The following is a 16,259-nucleotide window of genomic DNA, read 5'->3' as shown; positions in this document are numbered from 1 at the left end:
TCATGCTGCTTCCTCAAGAATGATGTCTGCGATGCGTTCGGCCGCATCGACCTTGGCCAACCCACGCGCGGCTTGCGCCATCTGCATGCGGTGGCCGGGAGTGTTTGCCAGCGTGCGCAGCACGCCTTCCAGGTTGGTTGCCAATGCGTCGTCCTGCTTGAGCAGTTCGGCGGCACCACGTTCGACCAGATACTCGGCATTGCGGGTCTGGTGGTCGTCGACCGCAGCGGCGAACGGCACCAGCACGCTGCCGATGCCGACCGCGCACAACTCTGCCAGGGTCGACGCACCGGAACGGCACACCACCAGATCAGCCCAGCTGTAGGCGGCCGCCATGTCCTTGATGAACATGTCGACGCGGCCTTCCACACCGGCAGCGCGGTAGGCCTGCAGCGCTTCTTCGTGCAGCTTCTCACCGCACTGGTGCCAGACCTCGATGGCGACGCTGTCGCCCAGCGCGGCCACGGCTTTGGGCATGGCGTTGTTCAGGGCGCGTGCGCCCTGGCTGCCGCCCAGGACCAGCACCCGCATCGGGCCACTGCGACCGGCCAGACGCTGCTCGGGCGCCGGCAACGCAGCGATCTCGGCACGCACCGGATTGCCGACCACTTCTTCCTTGCCGCCGGCAAAGCTGCCCGGGAAGCCCGACAGCACGCGGCGCGCGAAGCGCGACAGGATGCGGTTGGTCATGCCCGGCGCACGGTTCTGTTCGTGTACCAGCAGCGGCAGGCCATGCAGGCGCGCGGCAATGCCACCGGGACCCGACGCAAAGCCACCAAAGGCGACGACTGCACGCGGCTTGCGATCACGCAGCACGTAACCTGCGCCACGGATCGCACGCATCACCCGGATCGGCGCACCCAGCAAGGCCAGCTTGCCCTTGCCGCGCAGGCCGGAGATGGCCAGCGTGTCGACATGGATGTCGTGCTGCGGTACCAGACGGGTTTCCATCGCGCCATCGGCACCCAGCCAGGTGACCGGGATGCCGCGCTCGCGCAGCACCTTGGCCACGGCCAGGCCGGGGAAAATATGGCCACCGGTACCACCGGCCATGATCATCACCGGACGCTGGTCCTTGTTGGTGTTCGAGGAGGCCATTACGCGATCCTCCCGAAGGTAGGCTCGACGCGCTGCTGCATGCGACTGGTGCCGCGTGCAGCACTGCTCTGCATTGCCGCAGCAACCGCACTGGCGGCTTCCGTACGCGGCTCAGCCGGTGCGCCGTCGTGCGCCTCGGCAACATCCGGCTCGGCACCTTCGAGGTCCTCGCGGACTTCCTGGCGACGCACTGCACGGTTGTATTCGTAGGACACGCGCAGCAGCAGGCCCATCGCAACGCAGGTCATCATCACACTGGAGCCGCCGGAGGAAATCAGCGGCAGGGTCAGGCCTTTGGTCGGCAGCATGCCCAGGTTCACGCCGATCGAGACGAAGGTCTGCAGGCTGATCCAAAGGGCGATGCCGAAGGCGATGTAACCGGCAAAGTGGCGACGCATTTCAATGCAGCGCATGCCCAGCCAGAACGCGCGGCCGACCAGCAGCACGTACAGGCTGATGATGCCGCACACGCCAAGGAAGCCCAACTCCTCGGCGATCACCGAGAAAATGAAGTCGGTATGTGACTCGGGCAGATAGTTGAGCTTCTGGATCGATGCACCCAGGCCCACGCCGGTCCACTCGCCACGGCCGATCGCCATCAGCGCATTGGACAGCTGGTAACCCGAACCCAGCTGGTCCTGCCACGGATCCATGAACGAGGTAACGCGGCGCATGCGGTAGGGTTCGAAGATCACCAGCGCGATCAGGCCCGGCAACAGCAGCAGCACCGGCAGGATGATGCGCTTGATCTGCGCGCCGCCCAGCACCAGCATGCAGGTGGTGATGCCCAACAACAGCATCGACGAACCAAAGTCGGGCTGCATCAGCAGCAGCACGACCAGCACGCCGACCACACCGACCGGCTTGAGCATGGCCTGCCAGGTGGCATTGACCTCATCGCGGAAGCGCACCAGGTAGCTGGACAGCCAGACGATGTACAGCACCTTGACCGCTTCCACGGTCTGGAATTTGGAGATACCAAGGTTGATCCAGCGCTGCGCGCCGTTGACGCTGCTGCCCAGGCCCGGCACGAACACCACGATCAGCAGGGCGAAGCAGCCCAGCAACAGCAGCTGGTTGTACTTCTCGATTTCCTTCAGTTCCACCCGCATCGTCACGCCAGCCAGGACCACGCCGATGGCGATGAAGATCAGGTGGCGGGTGAGGTAATAGAACGGACTCTGCGTCAGCGCGATGGAGCTGGAAGCCACCATCACGACCCCGATCGAAGCCAGCGCCACGGCGGCGCCAAGCAGCCACTTGTCGTAGCTGCCACCAATGGCTTCAAGTCGGGTTGCCTGACGCGAGTAGTCGTCCATCAGCGCACCTTTAGCGTTGCCAGGCCGATCAGCACCAGCACCACCGAGATGATCCAGAAGCGCACGATCACGCGCGGCTCCGGCCAGCCCTTCAGCTCGAAGTGGTGATGGATCGGCGCCATGCGGAACACGCGCTTGCCGGTGAGCTTGAACGACGCCACCTGGATCATCACCGACAGGGTTTCGATCACGAACACACCGCCCATGATCACCAGCACCAGTTCCTGGCGCACGATCACCGCGATGGTGCCGAGCACCGCGCCCAGCGCCAGCGCGCCGACGTCGCCCATGAACACCATGGCCGGGTAGGTGTTGAACCAGAGGAAGCCTAGGCCCGCGCCGGCAATCGCCGCGCAGATGATGACCAGTTCACCGGCACCGGGAATCTGCGGGATCTGCAGGTAGCTGGAGAACACCGCGTTGCCCGAGGCATAAGCGAACACGCCCAGTGCACATGCCACCAGCACTGTCGGCATGATCGCCAGACCGTCCAGACCATCGGTCAGGTTGACCGCATTGGAGAAGCCGACAATCCAGAAGTAGGCAATCGCGACGAAGCTGATGCCTGCCAGCGGCAGCGCAATCGACTTGAACATCGGGATGTAGAAGGTGAGCTCAGCCGGCACCACCGCGGTCTTGTACAGGAACAGACCAGCCGCCAGGCCGAAGATCGACTGCAGCAGGTACTTCCAGCGCGACTTCAGGCCGTTCGGGTCGCGCTTGGCGATCTTCAACCAGTCGTCGTACCAGCCGATCGCACCGAAGCACAGCATCACCACCAGCACCAGCCACACATAACGGTTGCGCAGGTCACCCCACAGCAGCACCGAGACCAGCACCGTGGTCAGGATCAAGCCACCGCCCATGGTCGGCGTGCCGGCCTTGGAGAAGTGCGACTGCGGGCCGTCCTTGCGGATCGGCTGGCCGCCCTTGAGCTGGGCCAGGCGACGGATCGCCATCGGGCCCAACCACAATGACAGCGACAATGCCGTCAGCGCGGCGAGGATGCCGCGGAAGGTGATGTAGTTGAACAACCGGAACAGGCCGTCCAACTGCTGCAGCCAACGGGCCAATTCAAGCAACATGTGTAGTGTCCTCGCCGCGCTTCAACAGCGCGGTCACGATCTTGTCCATGGCGCTGCCGCGCGAGCCCTTGACCAGGCAACGCACACCAGCATGAAGTTCGGTTTCCAGTGCGGCGGCCAACGCGGCGTGGGAGTCGAAATGACGCCCGCCGTCGCCGAATGCCGCCGATGCCGCTGCGCTCAGCGGGCCCAGCGTGTACAGGCGCTTCAGCCCGGCTTCGCGGGCGCGCTGGCCGGACTGCGCATGCAGCGCCTGTGCGTCCGGGCCCAGCTCACGCATATCGCCCAGCACCAGCCAGCCTTCGCCCTTGCCCGCGGCCAGCGCGGTGATCGCCGCTGCCAGTGAGCCCGGGTTGGCGTTGTAGCTGTCATCGATCAACACTGCGCCGTTGTCCAGCACGTGCGCCACCTGGCGACCAGCAACCGGGCGCGCCTGCGCCAAGCCAGCGACCACCAGCGGCAGCGCAATACCAGCGGCCAACGCCATCGAGGCGGCAGCCAATGCATTGAGTACGTTGTGCCGGCCCGGCAGCTGCAGCACCACCTCGGCATCGCCTTGCGGCGTACGCAGCTGGAAACGGGAACCAGCCTCGTCCAGCGCGATGCCGGTCGCAGTGACGTCGGCGCTGACATCCAGGCCGAAGCGGATCACCCGGTGGCTGCCAGCGCGGGCAGCGAAGTACGGCGAGAACGCATCGTCGGCGTTGACCACCGCAACACCGCCATCGCGCAGGTCGTCATAGACGGCTGCCTTGGTGTTGGCGATCTCCAGCAGGCTGCCCATGCGCTCCAGATGTGCCGGGGCGACGTTGTTGACGATGGACACGTCCGGCGCGGCGATGGCAGTCAGGTAGGCGATATCGCCCGGCTTGCCGGTACCCATCTCGTAGATGGCGAAGTCGGCATCTTCCGGCGCGTCGATCACCGCCAGCGGCAGGCCGATCTCATTGTTGCGGTTGCCCGGCGTGGCATACACATGCTGGCCCAGCACCGCAGCGGCGTGCTGCATGACGGCCAGTAGCAGGTTCTTCACGCTGGTCTTGCCGTTGCTGCCGGTGATGGCGAACACGCGGGTAGCGCGCTGCTGCTGCATCGCTGCGGCAATCTTCGCCAGCGCCAGCTCGGTGTTGGCAACCACGATCTGCGGTACTTCCAGCGGTAGCAGGCGCTCCACCAGCAAGGCGCTGGCGCCCTGCTCGACCGCGTTGGCGGCAAAGTCGTGGCCATCGAAGCGCTCACCGCGCAGGGCGACGTACAGGCTGCCCGCCGCCAGCGTGCGCGTGTCATTGCTGACCGCATCGATGCTGGCGTCGTCGCCGTGGATTTCACCGCCGGCCCAATGCGCGATCAGCGACAGTGGCGTGCGCTTCATGCGTGCACCTCGCCATTGGTCCTGCGTGCCTGCAGCGCGCGCGATGCCACGTCGGTGTCATCGAAAGGATGTTTGATACCTGCAATCTCCTGGTAGGGCTCATGGCCCTTGCCGGCAATCAACACGATGTCGCCGGCCCCTGCCTGTGCGACCGCGGCGTCGATGGCGCGGGCGCGATCGCGCACCACGTTCACCTGCGCAGGCGTCACAAAGCCGGCCATGATGTCGGCGACGATCACGTCACCATTCTCGCCGCGTGGATTGTCGTCAGTGACGAACACCGCGTCGGCCAATTCCTCGGCAATCGCCGCCATCTGCGGGCGCTTGCCGGTGTCGCGCTCGCCACCGCAACCAAACACGCACAGCAGACGACCATCCAGATGGCCGTGCAGGCTGCGCAGCGCCTGTTCAAGTGCATCGGGGGTGTGTGCGTAATCGATGACCACGGTCGGCTCGCCCTGACCGCCAAGACGGTTCATGCGGCCGCGGATCGGCTGCAGCTGGCCCAGCACCTTGGCGATACTGGCGCTGGTTTCGCCCAGACCATGCAGCGCACCGGCCACGGCCAGCTGGTTGTCGACGTTGAAGCGGCCCAGCAGCGGCGAGCGCAGTGGGTGGCGTTCATCGCCGATGACCAGATCGAAACCCAGGCCCTGCCCGTCCAGCACCAGCTTCTCGGCGCGGATGGTGGCGCCAGCCTGGCCGGTCGAGCTCAGGCCGATGGCCTGCACATCGGCTGCCAGCGTGGTGATCAGTTCACGGCCGAAGGCGTCGTCCAGATTGATCGCCGCAGCCTTCAAGCCCGGACGGTGGAACAGCTTGGCCTTGGCCGCGCCGTACGCTTCCATGTCGCCGTGGTAATCGAGATGGTCACGGGTGAGGTTGGTGAACACCGCCACGTCGTAATGCACGGCATCGACGCGGCCCTGGTCCAGCGCGTGCGAGCTGACTTCCATCGCCACCGCCTTGGCACCGCCATCGCGCAGCTGTGCCAGCACTTCATGCATCTGCAGCACCAGCGGCGTGGTGAAGCCGGTCGGCACCACATCGCCGTACAGGCCAACACCCAAGGTACCGATCGAGCCGCTGGGCGTGCCCAGCAGATGCCAGGCCTGGCCGAGCAGCTGCACGGTCGAAGTCTTGCCGTTGGTACCGGTGACGCCGACCATGGTCATCGCCCGCGACGGCTGGCCGTGGAACTGGTCGGCCATCGCGCCCATGCGCGTACGCAGACCAGGTACGGCGATGGCATCGGCCGGTGCCGGCAATTCGGCCGGAGCCGGCGGGTCGAACAGGATTGCGGCAGCGCCGGCGGCCTTGGCCTGCTCGACAAAGCCCAGCCCATGCGCACCAAAACCGGCGATTGCGACGAACGCATCACCGGCCCGTACATGCCGTGAATCCAGAACCAGACCGCCGATCTGCGGGTCCTGTGACAGGACCAGATCCGGCAGCAGCTGTGACAACTTCATTGTGTGGCTCACTGGCGCACCTCCGTGGCGGCAGGCGTCGGAGCGACGGCCGTCGGCAGTGCGGCATCAAATTCGGCCGTGGCGTTCGGCGCCTCGTCCGGGTCCTGCGGAATCGGCAGCGGCGCAGCACTGCTACCCGGCTTGCCACCCACCTTGCCTGCGGCCTGCGCGGCCAGCCACGACTGGATGTCGTCCGGCGGCACGTCCATCAAGCGCAGCGTGCCTTCCATCACGTGATGGAAGACCGGGGCGGAGACCAGGCCACCGTACTGCAGCGAGCCCTGCGGATCGTTGACCACGATCACCGCGGCGTAGCGCGGGTTGGTTGCCGGCACCACACCCGCGAACAGCAGGTTGTAGTGGCCGCGCTCGTAACCATTGGGGCCGTTCTTGCGCGCGGTACCGGTCTTGCCGGCGACGTGGTAACCGAGGATGGCTGCCTGCTTGGCACCACCGTTGGTGACCACGGTCTCCATCATGCGCACGACTTCGCGCGCCACTTCCGGATCGATTACCTGGCGCGCTTCGTTGCGCTGGCCCTTGATGAAGGTCGGCTGGATCACCTGCCCGCCATTGGCCAGCGCCGAGTACGCCTGCGCGATCTGCAGCGGCGTCACCGACAGGCCGTAGCCGTAGGACATGGTGGTCTTGGTGGTGCCATACCAGCTCGGGCTGCCCGGGCGCGCGACAACGCCGGCAGATTCGCCGGGGAAGCCACTGTTCGGGGCAACGCCGTAGCCGAAGCCACGCACCGAGTCATAGAAGGTCTGGTCCGGGATACGCGCCACGATCTTGGCCGCGCCGATGTTCGAGCTGCGGGTAATCACGCCGGTGACATTCAGCACACCGTTGTTACGCGGCACGTCGCGGATGGTGTAACGGCCCAGCGACATGTAACCCGGATTGGTGTCGATGATCGTGTCCGGCGTCACCACGTGGTTCTGCAACGCAGTGGCGATGGTCAGCGGCTTCATCGTCGAACCGGGTTCGACCAGATCGGTGACGGCGCGGTTGCGGCGCGTGTCCGGGGTCGCACCACTGATCGAATTCGGGTTGTAGGTCGGCAGGTTGGCCATGGCCATCACTTCGCCGGTGGCCACGTCCATGATCACGATGGAACCACCAGCCGCCTTGTTGGTGGTGACCGCATTGCGCAGCTCGCGCATCGCCAGGAACTGGATGCGGCGGTCGATGCTCAGGGTCAGGTCCTTGCCGGGTTCAGCAGGACGCACCAGATCAATGCTCTCGACGATCGCGCCTTTGCGGTCGCGGATGACGCGCTTGGCGCCCGGCTTGCCGCGCAGCCATTCGTCGAAGGCCAGCTCCAGCCCTTCCTGGCCAAGATCATCGATATTGGTGAAGCCCAGCACATGCGCCATCGCCTCACCCTGCGGGTAATAGCGACGGAACTCGCGCTGCGAGAACACGCCCGGAATCTTCAGCGCGACCACCTGCTCGGCCACGTCCGGATTGATCCGGCGGCGCAGGTACATGAATTCCTTGTCGGCCTTCTGGGTCAGCTTGGTGGTCAGCTCGTCCACCGGCAGCGACAGCGCGCGCGCCAGCTCGGGAATACGCTCGGGCGTGCGCAGCAGTTCCTGCGGATTGACCCAGATCGATGCCACCGGTGTGGACACCGCCACCGGCTCACCGTTGCGGTCGGTGATCATGCCGCGCGAGGTCGGGATCGGCACATCGCGCAGGAAGCGGGCTTCGCCTTCGCGCTGGTAGAAATCGTTGTTGATCAACTGCACATACGCGGCACGGCCGACCAGCGTCACCGCACACAGACCCAGCCCCACGCCAACCATCAGCATGCGGTTACGCAGGTTGAACTGCGTGCGGGTACGGTTGCGGCTGGGCTTGTTCATGGCCGGATCACCACGATGTCAGCGGCCTCGGGGAACTTCATGCCGAGGCGGCCACGGGCCTCCTGGTCCACGCGCGTGGCCTGGGCCAGGGTTGCCTGTTCCAGCTGCAGACGGCCGAACTCGATGTTGATCTCGTCGCGCGCGTGTTCCAGCTTGGACAGCTCCACGAACAACTGGCGGTGGCGATGGCGCATGAACACCACGCCGATTGCCGAGGCAATCGTGCACGCCAGCAGGACGATCAACAGCAGGCGGCTCATCCGGCCACCTCGCACTTCTGGGCCACGCGCAGCACGGCGCTGCGCGAGCGCGGATTCATCGCCAGCTCGTCGTCGTCGGCCTTGATGGCGCCGCCGATCAGTTCCAGCGTCGGCACGAAGGCCTGCAGTTCCGGCAGCCGGCGATTGGTCGGCGGCGCCTTGGCATGGCGGTTCATGAACTGCTTGACGATGCGGTCTTCCAGCGAGTGGAAGCTGATCACCGCCAGCCGGCCACCGGGCTTGAGCCGCGCCATCGCTGCGTCCAGACCGGCTTCAAGATCGGCCAGCTCGCGGTTGATGTGGATGCGGATGGCCTGGAAGCTGCGCGTGGCCGGATGGATCTTGTCCTTGCCACGCGGCATCACCGAGGCGATCAGCTCGGCCAGCTCAGCGGTACGCGTGAACGGCTGCTTCTCGCGCCGGGCAACGATGGCGCGGGCAATACGGCGGCTCTGGCGCTCGTCACCGTAAGTGAACAGCACGTCGGCGATTTCGCGATCTTCGGCGCGGTTCAACCACTGCGCAGCGCTTTCACCAGAGTCCGGGTCCATGCGCATGTCCAGCGGGCCGTCCTTGCCGAAGCTGAAACCACGCTCCGCCACGTCCAGTTGCGGCGAGGACACGCCCAGGTCGAACAGAACGCCATCCAGACCGGCAGCGGTTTCGCTCCAGTCCAGCAGATCGGCAAAGCTGCCGCGATAGATGGCCACACGGCCGTCCGGCGCGAAATCGCGCTCGGCCACGGCAATGGCCTCGGGGTCCTTGTCCATCACCAGCAGGCGTCCGTCCGCGCCGAGTTGGCGCAGCACGCCACCAGCGTGACCGCCACGACCGAACGTGCCATCCAGATAAGTACCGTTTTCGATCACCCTCAGGCCATCAAGGACCTGGGTGTACAGCACCGGCAGGTGAGCCGCCGGCAGCTGCGACACCGGAGGGTGACCGGCCTGCGCTTCACCGCGCACCCGGGCACCCCGGCTCACAACTTCAGATCGAGAAGCCCATCGCCCAGATCCTCGTCAGACAACGTCTGCTGGATCAGTGCGCGATGCGCTTGCTCGCTCCACAATTCGAACTTGTCCCCCATGCCCATCAGCACTGCTTTCTTCTCGATGCCCACCGCGCTGCGGTGACTGGACGGCAGGCTGATACGGCCATTGCCATCCAGTTCCAGATGGGCGGCCGAGCCGACAAGCTTCTGCTGCAGGGTGCGCACTACGCGCTGGGTATTGGGCTTTGCCATTACGTCGTCCCGCACCCGCTCCCACTCCTGCTCTGAGTACAACCACAGGCAACCGGCTTCGAACGGGTTGTAGGTCAGCACAAGGCGATTACCACTGGCGCGCGCAACCAGGTCGCGATAAGCGGTTGGAACCGCCATGCGTCCTTTGTCGTCAACCGTGATGGCAGTCTCACCCTGGAACACGCCTGCGGCACCCGTTCGTTCGTTTTGCTTGGGAAGTCATTGAACCACGAAAAACCACAAAAAACCCGGTTTTCCCTCTGATGCCCACCTTAGCAGCGAGCCTAGGGTTGTCAACAACTTTCACCACACAAAATCACGTGCCGCATCAATGGCTTGCACCAATCTTTAGAGAGTTGTTCAAGGTTTATCCACAAGTTACTGGTTTACCTCAAATTTTGAGATTTGTATGAAATTCAGTGGTGTAGAGGCTGCGTGAAAACGGGGCCGCAGCCCAGCCGCCATTCAGCCGCACGTGGCCGACACCCGCGCAAAACGGCACACTCCGTGCATGTGCCTTGTCGCCCTCGCCTGGAAAACCCACCCGCATTGGCGTCTGCTCATGGCCGGCAACCGTGACGAGTTCCACGTCCGCCCCACCGCGCCGTTGCAGCGCTGGCCATCGCCCCATGACAACGTGATCGCCGGACGCGACCTGCGTTCCGGCGGCAGCTGGGTGGGGGTGAATGTGTACGGGCAAGCCGCCGTGGTCACCAATGTGCGTGACCCGAGCGCAGCGACAGGTGGGCCTTCGCGTGGCGAACTGATCGCCAGCTACCTGGCTGGCGGACAGGCGGCCACGGACTATGCCGACACACTGGCCAGCCGGGCGCAGGAGTTCGCACCGTTCAATCTATTGGTCGCCGACGCTGAAAGCTGCAGCTATCTCGGCAACCACCCGCAGGCCCGGCAGGATCTGGCGCCAGGCGTGCACGGCATGTCGAACGGCGCATTGGATGCCCCCTGGCCCAAGACCCGGCGCTTGATGGGCGTACTTGAGGATTGGTTGGCCGCCGGTAGTGACGGTCTGGAGCCGCTCTGGGCGGCGCTGGCCGATGAGCAGCAGGCGCAGGACGCCCAGTTGCCATCTACCGGCGTTCCACTGGAGTTGGAGCGATTGCTATCGAGCGCCTTCATACGCGGAACCGACTACGGCACCCGCGCCAGCACCATCGTGGCGATCGGCCAGGATGGCAGCGGTTTCATCCACGAACGCCGTTTCGGCCCGGATGGTGTGTATCTGGGGGAGACACGCATGGAGATTGGAGAAGAAGATTTTGGCTCCTAGTTCCCTCCCTTTCGCCGCAGTTTGATCCCCTCCCTTTCGCCGCAGGCGAAGGGGAGGGCTAGGGAGGGGTGCTTTGGCTTTGGCTTTGGCTTTGGCTTTGGCTTTGGCCTTGGCTTTGGCTTTGGCCCACAGCGAAAGCAAGATCAAAAACTCCCCCATCCGCCCTCCGGGCACCTTCCCCCGCAAGCGGGAGAAGGGAAAGAAAACAGCAAGGCAGGAGCAACGGCCAAAGCCAAAGCCACGGCAACAGCAACAGCCAAAGCCAAAGCCAGAGCCAAGAGCCACAACCACAATCAGGGCCAGAGCTGGAACCGAAAGCAGAGCAAGAGAAAGAGCCACAGCCACAGCCACAGCCACAGCCACAGCCACAAAAGCTACAGCCGCACTTCCCCCACCACGATCCGCAGCGAGCCAAACAAAAAATCCGAAGAGCAACAGCCCCCTTTAGTAAAGGGGGCGCGCCGACAGGCGCGGGGAATTGGAAGGCTAAAGGCCTGGGGCCCAAAGTTTTGCCACGCAAAACTTTGGGGCTTTTTCTGCCCGGCGGGCAGAAAAAGCGGCGGAGCCGGCCGATAAGCCGGGTTTTGTCGTGGACAGTCATTCCTCTAGGCGCTACGTCACCGTAACGCTCAAGCAACCTACCCGGACCCGACGCGGGCCACGCCATTAGGTCCCTATTTGGTCTTGCTCCAGGTGGGGTTTGCCGTGCCGGTCTGTTACCAGACTCGCGGTGCGCTCTTACCGCACCATTTCACCCTTACCACGCGCCCGAAGGCCGTTCGGCGGTATCTTCCTGTTGCACTTTCCGTCGGCTTGCGCCGCCCAGGCGTTACCTGGCACCTTGCCCTGTGGAGCCCGGACTTTCCTCGGCATTCTCGAAAGAATGACGCGACTGTCTGGCCGACTCCGCCGTGCGCATTATCGCACGTCCGGTGCACCACCGGCCGATCATTTCATTCAGCTGCAAGCAGTTGGTAACGCAGCGGTCGCACGCCTACATCCGTGAATGACAGCAGCCAGCCTTCATGCAGGATGTCGATCTGCTGGAAGTCCGCATGCGCGCCGCTGCCCAGCAACTGCCGAGACAATTCATCCAGGGCCGCCAGAGCCCAGCCGCGCAGCACTGCAGGATCGGCATCTTCGACGAAAGCCACCGCCGGCAACGGCCAGTTGTCGTACAGCAACAACACATTGCGCGATTGCCGCGCATAGCCCGGTTTGTGCAGGACCTGGCGCTTCTTCTCCACCGCCCAGCGCATCACTTCCACCCACAGCCGCTCAGGCTCATCGCCCGCCCATGGACTACCTTCATAGGTGTCAGCCAACAACTGCCGCAGCAGCGGGCTATCCCATTCGGCACGTGCCTCTTCGGCGCGATGCTGCGGCACCGGCCGCACCCAGCCGGAATTGATGCCGTTCAACTTGGCCTGCACCTGCTTGAAGGCCTCAGGCACCACTTCCATGCATTCCACGCCGACCCGGTCATTACCGGTGTCCAACATGAAATCCGGGCTTTCGCGCTTGCTCACCCGCAGCGGATAGACCAGCTCCGACGCCCAGGCGGTCAACCAGCGCACCATCATCCAGCGCTCGCGCTGGGTCTTGATCTCGCCGCCAGTGCCGCCCGCTAGCGGGTGCTCGCGCAGGTCCAGTTGCTGGCGCAGGCTGGCAGCATCGGCCGCCGCCCACATCGCCTCAGTCGTTGCTGCCCTGTCCATACAAAGCCTTGCGCGGCGCGCCGCTCAGTTCGGCCGCCAGCTTGGCGGCAGTGGAAGGTGGCAGGTGCTCGTTCAATTTGGCGTATAGACGGCGGCCTTCGGCGATCTTGGCTTCTTCATCGTCGCCGGCGCCCTGCACCATCACCACGAACTCGCCCTTGCGCTGGTTGTCGTCGGCCAGCACCTTGGCCAGCAGTTGCTCCAGGCTGCCATCGAGCACGGTTTCGAACAGCTTGGTCAATTCGCGCGCCACCACCGCCTGACGTTCACCACCAAAGGCCGCCGCCATGTCAGTCAGCGATTCGGCGATGCGGTGCGAGGACTCATAGAACACCAAAGTACCGGTCTCGGCCGCCAGCTTGTTCAGGCGCTCGCGTCGGGCCGCGCCCTTGGCCGGCAGGAAGCCTTCAAACACAAAGCGATCACTGGGCAATCCGGCCACACTCAGGGCGGCAATTGCCGCGCAGGCGCCTGGGACTGGGCTGACCTTGACCCCGGCTGCTCGCGCCGCGCGCACCAGACGGAAGCCCGGGTCGCTGACCAGCGGCGTGCCGGCATCACTGACCACCGCCAACGACTCACCGCCCAGCAGGCGCGCCACAACGCGCTCGGCCATCGCCTCTTCGTTGTGATCATGCAGCGCCACCAAGGGTTTGCTGATGCCGAAATGCGAGAGCAACTGACCGGTATGACGGGTGTCTTCCGCGCAGATGGCGGCCACTGAACGCAGCACCTCCTGTGCACGCGGGCTCAGATCGCCAAGGTTGCCGATCGGCGTGGCAACGACATACAAGGTGGCAGCAGCAGTACTCATCATCGGTATTTCCGTGGGCCAAGGGTAGAATCGTACCGTTTCCCCCGCCCGGCACTGCCGCGCCCTGTCGAACGGACCTCAAATGAACAAGCCAGCCGCACGGATTTCCGCCCTGTCATTGTCGATGCTGCTGTTCGTCGGCTGCGCCACCACCAGCGTAGCGCCGACCAGCTCCCCCGCCCAGCAGGCCGCCATTGCCCTGCTTGAACAAGGCAAACCGCGCGACGCCGCACAGCAACTGGAAGCGCAGGCCGCACTGGTACGCGGCGGCGCCAAGAGCCCCTTGCTGGCCGATGCCGCCTTTGCCTGGCAGGAAGCCGGTGACAGCGCGCGTGCGCGCATGCTGATGGCACAGGTGCAGCAGCGCCAGCTGTCCGGTGCCACCCGCCAGCGCTTCAACCTGCTGCAGGCCGAGCTGGCGTTGGGCGACAAGCAGCCGGCCACCGTGCTGCAGGTACTGACCGAGAATCCGGCAGCACTGTCGGCGCCACTGCAGGCACGTTGGTACCTGGCCCGCGCGCAGGCGCTGGAAGCCACCGGCGACGCCTTCGCCGCAGCTGCCGAACGCGCCCGCGCCGGCACCCAGCTCAGCGGCACGGCACGCAACGACAACCAGCGTGCCATCACCCGCCTGTTGGCCGGCCTGAACGACGCCACCCTGAGCAGCCGCGCCGCCGCGCTGCCGGTCGGTGATCCGCTTTACAACCACGCAGGGCGCGCCCTGATCGGCCGCGGCCTGCCGCTGCCGCGTCCGTTCGACCGCGATACCGCCTCGCAACTGGATACCAGCAAGCGCCCGGCCGCCGATGCCGACGGCTACCGGCCGCCGGTGAAGATGGCGGTGCTGTTGCCGCTCAGCGGCAACCTCGCTGCCGCCGGTGCATCGGTCCGTGACGGGCTGCTGGCCGCTTACTACGGCGAGAGCCGTCGCCGCCCGTCGATCGACTTCATCGACACCAAGGGCACCGCCAGCGGTGCCGGCGCAGCCTATGACAAGGCGGTCGGCAACGGCGTCGATTTCATTGTCGGCCCGCTCGGCCGCGACGAAGTGGACGCGCTGTTCCACCGCAGCGAGCTGCCGGTGCCGCTGCTGGCCCTGAATCGCGGCAAGGACGCACCGCCGCCGGGCAACGCCGCTTTTTCGTTGGCCCCGGAAGACGACGGCCTGATGGCCGCCGAGTACCTGCTCGGCCGCGAGCGCCGCAATGTGCTGGTGATCGCCAGCAGTGACGACGCCGGGCGTCGTTCCAGCGGTGCCTTCAAGGAACGTTTCAGTGAGCGCGGCGGCAAGATCGCCGCGACCATCACTGTCGGCGACGTACCGGCAGACATCACCGCGCAGCTGCGCCAGGCAACCGGCGTCGACGCGATCCTGCTCGCGGTCAAGGGCAACCAGGCGCGCGTGCTGGCGCCGCAGCTGGCCTTGGCCGGATTGGGCGGCGTCAGCCGTGTCGGCACCTCGCAGTTGACCGCAGGCACCGGCAAGGCCGAAGACGACGTTGCCCTGGATGGCATCGCCTTCCCGACCGAAGCCTGGAGCAGCCGCGGCGTTGCCGGCCTGCCGGCCGCGGCGGCAGTTGCCGCCACGTTGCCGACCGCACGCGGTGGTGCCAGCCGCCTGTTCGCCTTCGGCTACGACGCATGGAAGATCACCGCCTACATGGAGAAGCTGGCGAACAGTACCAGCGGCGGCCTCAGCGGTGCCACCGGCACCCTGCACCTGGACGGTTTCGGCAACGTGCTGCGCACCCCGGCCTGGTCCACCTTCAGCACGGGCCGCCCGGTCGCCATCGGTGATGGCCGCTGAGCAGAACGAACGCGGCGCAGCGGTGGAAACCGCTGCCCGTGCACTGCTGCAGAACGCTGGCTTGCAGTGGCGGGCCAGCAATGTGCGGTTTCGCGGCGGTGAGCTGGATCTGGTGATGTACGACCGCGAAGCAGCCAGCCTGGTCTTTGTCGAAGTACGTTACCGCCGCTCCGCCCAGTTTGGTGGCGGCGCTGCCTCCATCGATGCCAGCAAGCGTCGCAAGCTGGTCCGCGCCGCCCAGCTCTACCTCAACCAATACCCCGCGCTGGCCAACAGCCCCTGCCGCTTCGACGTGGTTGAAGCCAGTGGCGAGCCGCCGCGCCTGAACTGGATACGCGACGCCTTCCGCGCCGACGACTGCTGATGCCAAGCATATTCACCCACGCCGCGATCCCGCTTGCACTGTGGTGCGCCAGCGAGCGCGGACGTGTTTCCACGCGCCTGCTTGGCGCGGGCGTTGCCGCGGCGATGCTGCCCGATGCCGATGTACTGGCCTTCGCCCTGCATATCCCCTACGCCGACAGCTTTGGTCATCGCGGTGCCAGCCACTCGCTGTTGTTCGCCACGCTATTGGCGGCCCTGGCCATTGCCTTTGCCAAGGCACTGCGTGCGAGCCGCCTGCAGGCGTTTGCATTCGTCTTCATCTGCGCGTTGTCGCATCCGTTGTTGGACGCCCTGACCTCCGGCGGCCTCGGTGTCGCGCTGTGGTGGCCATGGAGTGACCAGCGCCTGTTCGCCCCGTGGCGGCCCATCCGCGTATCGCCGTTCGCCAACAACTTCTTCAGCGCGCGCGGCTTGCAGACGGTGCTGTCGGAGCTGCGCTGGGTATGGCTGCCGTTGCTGGTGGCGGTGATCGGCTGGAAGATGGTTCAATCGCCGCAGGGTTGGCGCCGCCGCGCCGACGACTGAGCC

Annotated in this window: 15 protein-coding genes and 1 other RNA gene; 4 read left to right on the top strand and 12 right to left on the bottom strand. The window is 65.4% G+C overall.

From position 1 onward, the window contains the following. From murG to mraZ, 9 genes are read right to left on the bottom strand one after another with little or no spacing between them, the layout of a single operon-like run. Positions 1–1,098: an undecaprenyldiphospho-muramoylpentapeptide beta-N-acetylglucosaminyltransferase gene (murG, locus tag QMX78_RS02915; RefSeq protein ID WP_282266366.1), complete on the bottom strand. Its 1,098-nt coding sequence runs from the start codon at positions 1,096–1,098 to the stop codon at positions 1–3. Next, positions 1,098–2,417, bottom strand: coding sequence for a putative lipid II flippase FtsW (gene ftsW / locus QMX78_RS02910; RefSeq protein ID WP_282266364.1), 1,320 nt, complete (start codon positions 2,415–2,417; stop codon positions 1,098–1,100). The genes murG and ftsW overlap by 1 nt, the downstream gene beginning before the upstream one ends. Then, on the bottom strand, positions 2,417–3,502 hold the full coding sequence (mraY, locus tag QMX78_RS02905; protein ID WP_282266363.1) for a phospho-N-acetylmuramoyl-pentapeptide-transferase: 1,086 nt from the start codon (positions 3,500–3,502) through the stop codon (positions 2,417–2,419). Before mraY ends, ftsW begins: the two co-directional genes overlap by 1 nt. Then, a complete protein-coding gene (gene murF, locus QMX78_RS02900; RefSeq protein WP_282266362.1) occupies positions 3,492–4,874 on the bottom strand; it encodes a UDP-N-acetylmuramoyl-tripeptide--D-alanyl-D-alanine ligase in 1,383 nt (460 codons plus the stop codon). The genes mraY and murF overlap by 11 nt, the downstream gene beginning before the upstream one ends. Further along, positions 4,871–6,346 (bottom strand): UDP-N-acetylmuramoyl-L-alanyl-D-glutamate--2,6-diaminopimelate ligase, encoded by a 1,476-nt coding sequence (locus QMX78_RS02895; protein ID WP_282266361.1) that lies wholly within the window; start codon positions 6,344–6,346, stop codon positions 4,871–4,873. Before QMX78_RS02895 ends, murF begins: the two co-directional genes overlap by 4 nt. A gap of 8 nt (positions 6,347–6,354) precedes the next feature. Continuing rightward, positions 6,355–8,217 carry a penicillin-binding protein 2 gene (locus QMX78_RS02890; RefSeq protein ID WP_282266359.1) on the bottom strand — a complete coding sequence of 621 codons (1,863 nt, stop codon included), beginning with the start codon at positions 8,215–8,217 and terminating at the stop codon, positions 6,355–6,357. Next, on the bottom strand, positions 8,214–8,477 hold the full coding sequence (ftsL, locus tag QMX78_RS02885; protein WP_282266357.1) for a cell division protein FtsL: 264 nt from the start codon (positions 8,475–8,477) through the stop codon (positions 8,214–8,216). The genes QMX78_RS02890 and ftsL overlap by 4 nt, the downstream gene beginning before the upstream one ends. Continuing rightward, complete coding sequence (rsmH, locus tag QMX78_RS02880) at positions 8,474–9,442, bottom strand: 16S rRNA (cytosine(1402)-N(4))-methyltransferase RsmH (RefSeq protein WP_282266385.1); 969 nt, start codon at positions 9,440–9,442, stop codon at positions 8,474–8,476. The genes ftsL and rsmH overlap by 4 nt, the downstream gene beginning before the upstream one ends. Before the next feature lie 14 nt (positions 9,443–9,456). Next, positions 9,457–9,903 carry a division/cell wall cluster transcriptional repressor MraZ gene (mraZ, locus tag QMX78_RS02875; protein WP_282266355.1) on the bottom strand — a complete coding sequence of 149 codons (447 nt, stop codon included), beginning with the start codon at positions 9,901–9,903 and terminating at the stop codon, positions 9,457–9,459. A gap of 328 nt (positions 9,904–10,231) precedes the next feature. On the opposite strand from mraZ, the gene QMX78_RS02870 reads away from it, so the two are divergent. Continuing rightward, positions 10,232–11,008: an NRDE family protein gene (locus QMX78_RS02870; RefSeq protein ID WP_282266354.1), complete on the top strand. Its 777-nt coding sequence runs from the start codon at positions 10,232–10,234 to the stop codon at positions 11,006–11,008. A 557-nt stretch (positions 11,009–11,565) separates the two neighbouring features. Here QMX78_RS02870 and rnpB read toward each other — a convergent pair. The 3 genes from rnpB to rsmI all read right to left on the bottom strand — a co-directional run bounded on the left by rnpB (position 11,566) and on the right by rsmI (position 13,540). Beyond that, positions 11,566–11,916, bottom strand: an RNA gene (rnpB, locus tag QMX78_RS02865) — RNase P RNA component class A. A 45-nt stretch (positions 11,917–11,961) separates the two neighbouring features. After that, positions 11,962–12,726 carry a hypothetical protein gene (locus tag QMX78_RS02860; RefSeq protein WP_282266353.1) on the bottom strand — a complete coding sequence of 255 codons (765 nt, stop codon included), beginning with the start codon at positions 12,724–12,726 and terminating at the stop codon, positions 11,962–11,964. Continuing rightward, positions 12,704–13,540 carry a 16S rRNA (cytidine(1402)-2'-O)-methyltransferase gene (gene rsmI / locus QMX78_RS02855; RefSeq protein WP_282266351.1) on the bottom strand — a complete coding sequence of 279 codons (837 nt, stop codon included), beginning with the start codon at positions 13,538–13,540 and terminating at the stop codon, positions 12,704–12,706. Before rsmI ends, QMX78_RS02860 begins: the two co-directional genes overlap by 23 nt. 82 nt (positions 13,541–13,622) lie before the next feature. Between rsmI and QMX78_RS02850 the strand changes: the two genes are divergently transcribed. Genes QMX78_RS02850 through QMX78_RS02840 form a run of 3 tightly spaced genes read left to right on the top strand, consistent with a single transcriptional unit; the run spans position 13,623 to position 16,256 of the window. Continuing rightward, entirely contained in the window at positions 13,623–15,347 is a 1,725-nt protein-coding gene (locus QMX78_RS02850) for a penicillin-binding protein activator (RefSeq protein WP_282266349.1), read from the top strand. Continuing rightward, positions 15,337–15,711 carry a YraN family protein gene (locus QMX78_RS02845; RefSeq protein WP_282266347.1) on the top strand — a complete coding sequence of 125 codons (375 nt, stop codon included), beginning with the start codon at positions 15,337–15,339 and terminating at the stop codon, positions 15,709–15,711. Before QMX78_RS02850 ends, QMX78_RS02845 begins: the two co-directional genes overlap by 11 nt. After that, positions 15,711–16,256 (top strand): metal-dependent hydrolase, encoded by a 546-nt coding sequence (locus tag QMX78_RS02840; protein ID WP_282266346.1) that lies wholly within the window; start codon positions 15,711–15,713, stop codon positions 16,254–16,256. Before QMX78_RS02845 ends, QMX78_RS02840 begins: the two co-directional genes overlap by 1 nt. Positions 16,257–16,259: the final 3 nt, after the last annotated feature.

This window comes from Stenotrophomonas sp. PS02298 (assembly GCF_029959445.1).
Lineage (GTDB): Bacteria > Pseudomonadota > Gammaproteobacteria > Xanthomonadales > Xanthomonadaceae > Stenotrophomonas.
The sequence above is the reverse complement of the archived record's forward strand: the minus strand, read 5'-3'. Positions and strand labels throughout refer to the sequence as shown.

What these genes read in the sequence shown, in the direction of transcription:
- murG (WP_282266366.1), bottom strand. Translation starts at nt 1,098, where the DNA reads ATGGCCTCCTCGAACACCAACAAGGACCAGCGTCCGGTGATGATCATG.
- ftsW (WP_282266364.1), bottom strand. Translation starts at nt 2,417, where the DNA reads ATGGACGACTACTCGCGTCAGGCAACCCGACTTGAAGCCATTGGTGGC.
- mraY (WP_282266363.1), bottom strand. Translation starts at nt 3,502, where the DNA reads ATGTTGCTTGAATTGGCCCGTTGGCTGCAGCAGTTGGACGGCCTGTTC.
- murF (WP_282266362.1), bottom strand. Translation starts at nt 4,874, where the DNA reads ATGAAGCGCACGCCACTGTCGCTGATCGCGCATTGGGCCGGCGGTGAA.
- QMX78_RS02895 (WP_282266361.1), bottom strand. Translation starts at nt 6,346, where the DNA reads ATGAAGTTGTCACAGCTGCTGCCGGATCTGGTCCTGTCACAGGACCCG.
- QMX78_RS02890 (WP_282266359.1), bottom strand. Translation starts at nt 8,217, where the DNA reads ATGAACAAGCCCAGCCGCAACCGTACCCGCACGCAGTTCAACCTGCGT.
- ftsL (WP_282266357.1), bottom strand. Translation starts at nt 8,477, where the DNA reads ATGAGCCGCCTGCTGTTGATCGTCCTGCTGGCGTGCACGATTGCCTCG.
- QMX78_RS02870 (WP_282266354.1), top strand. Translation starts at nt 10,232, where the DNA reads ATGTGCCTTGTCGCCCTCGCCTGGAAAACCCACCCGCATTGGCGTCTG.
- QMX78_RS02860 (WP_282266353.1), bottom strand. Translation starts at nt 12,726, where the DNA reads ATGGACAGGGCAGCAACGACTGAGGCGATGTGGGCGGCGGCCGATGCT.
- rsmI (WP_282266351.1), bottom strand. Translation starts at nt 13,540, where the DNA reads ATGAGTACTGCTGCTGCCACCTTGTATGTCGTTGCCACGCCGATCGGC.
- QMX78_RS02850 (WP_282266349.1), top strand. Translation starts at nt 13,623, where the DNA reads ATGAACAAGCCAGCCGCACGGATTTCCGCCCTGTCATTGTCGATGCTG.
- QMX78_RS02845 (WP_282266347.1), top strand. Translation starts at nt 15,337, where the DNA reads ATGGCCGCTGAGCAGAACGAACGCGGCGCAGCGGTGGAAACCGCTGCC.
- QMX78_RS02840 (WP_282266346.1), top strand. Translation starts at nt 15,711, where the DNA reads ATGCCAAGCATATTCACCCACGCCGCGATCCCGCTTGCACTGTGGTGC.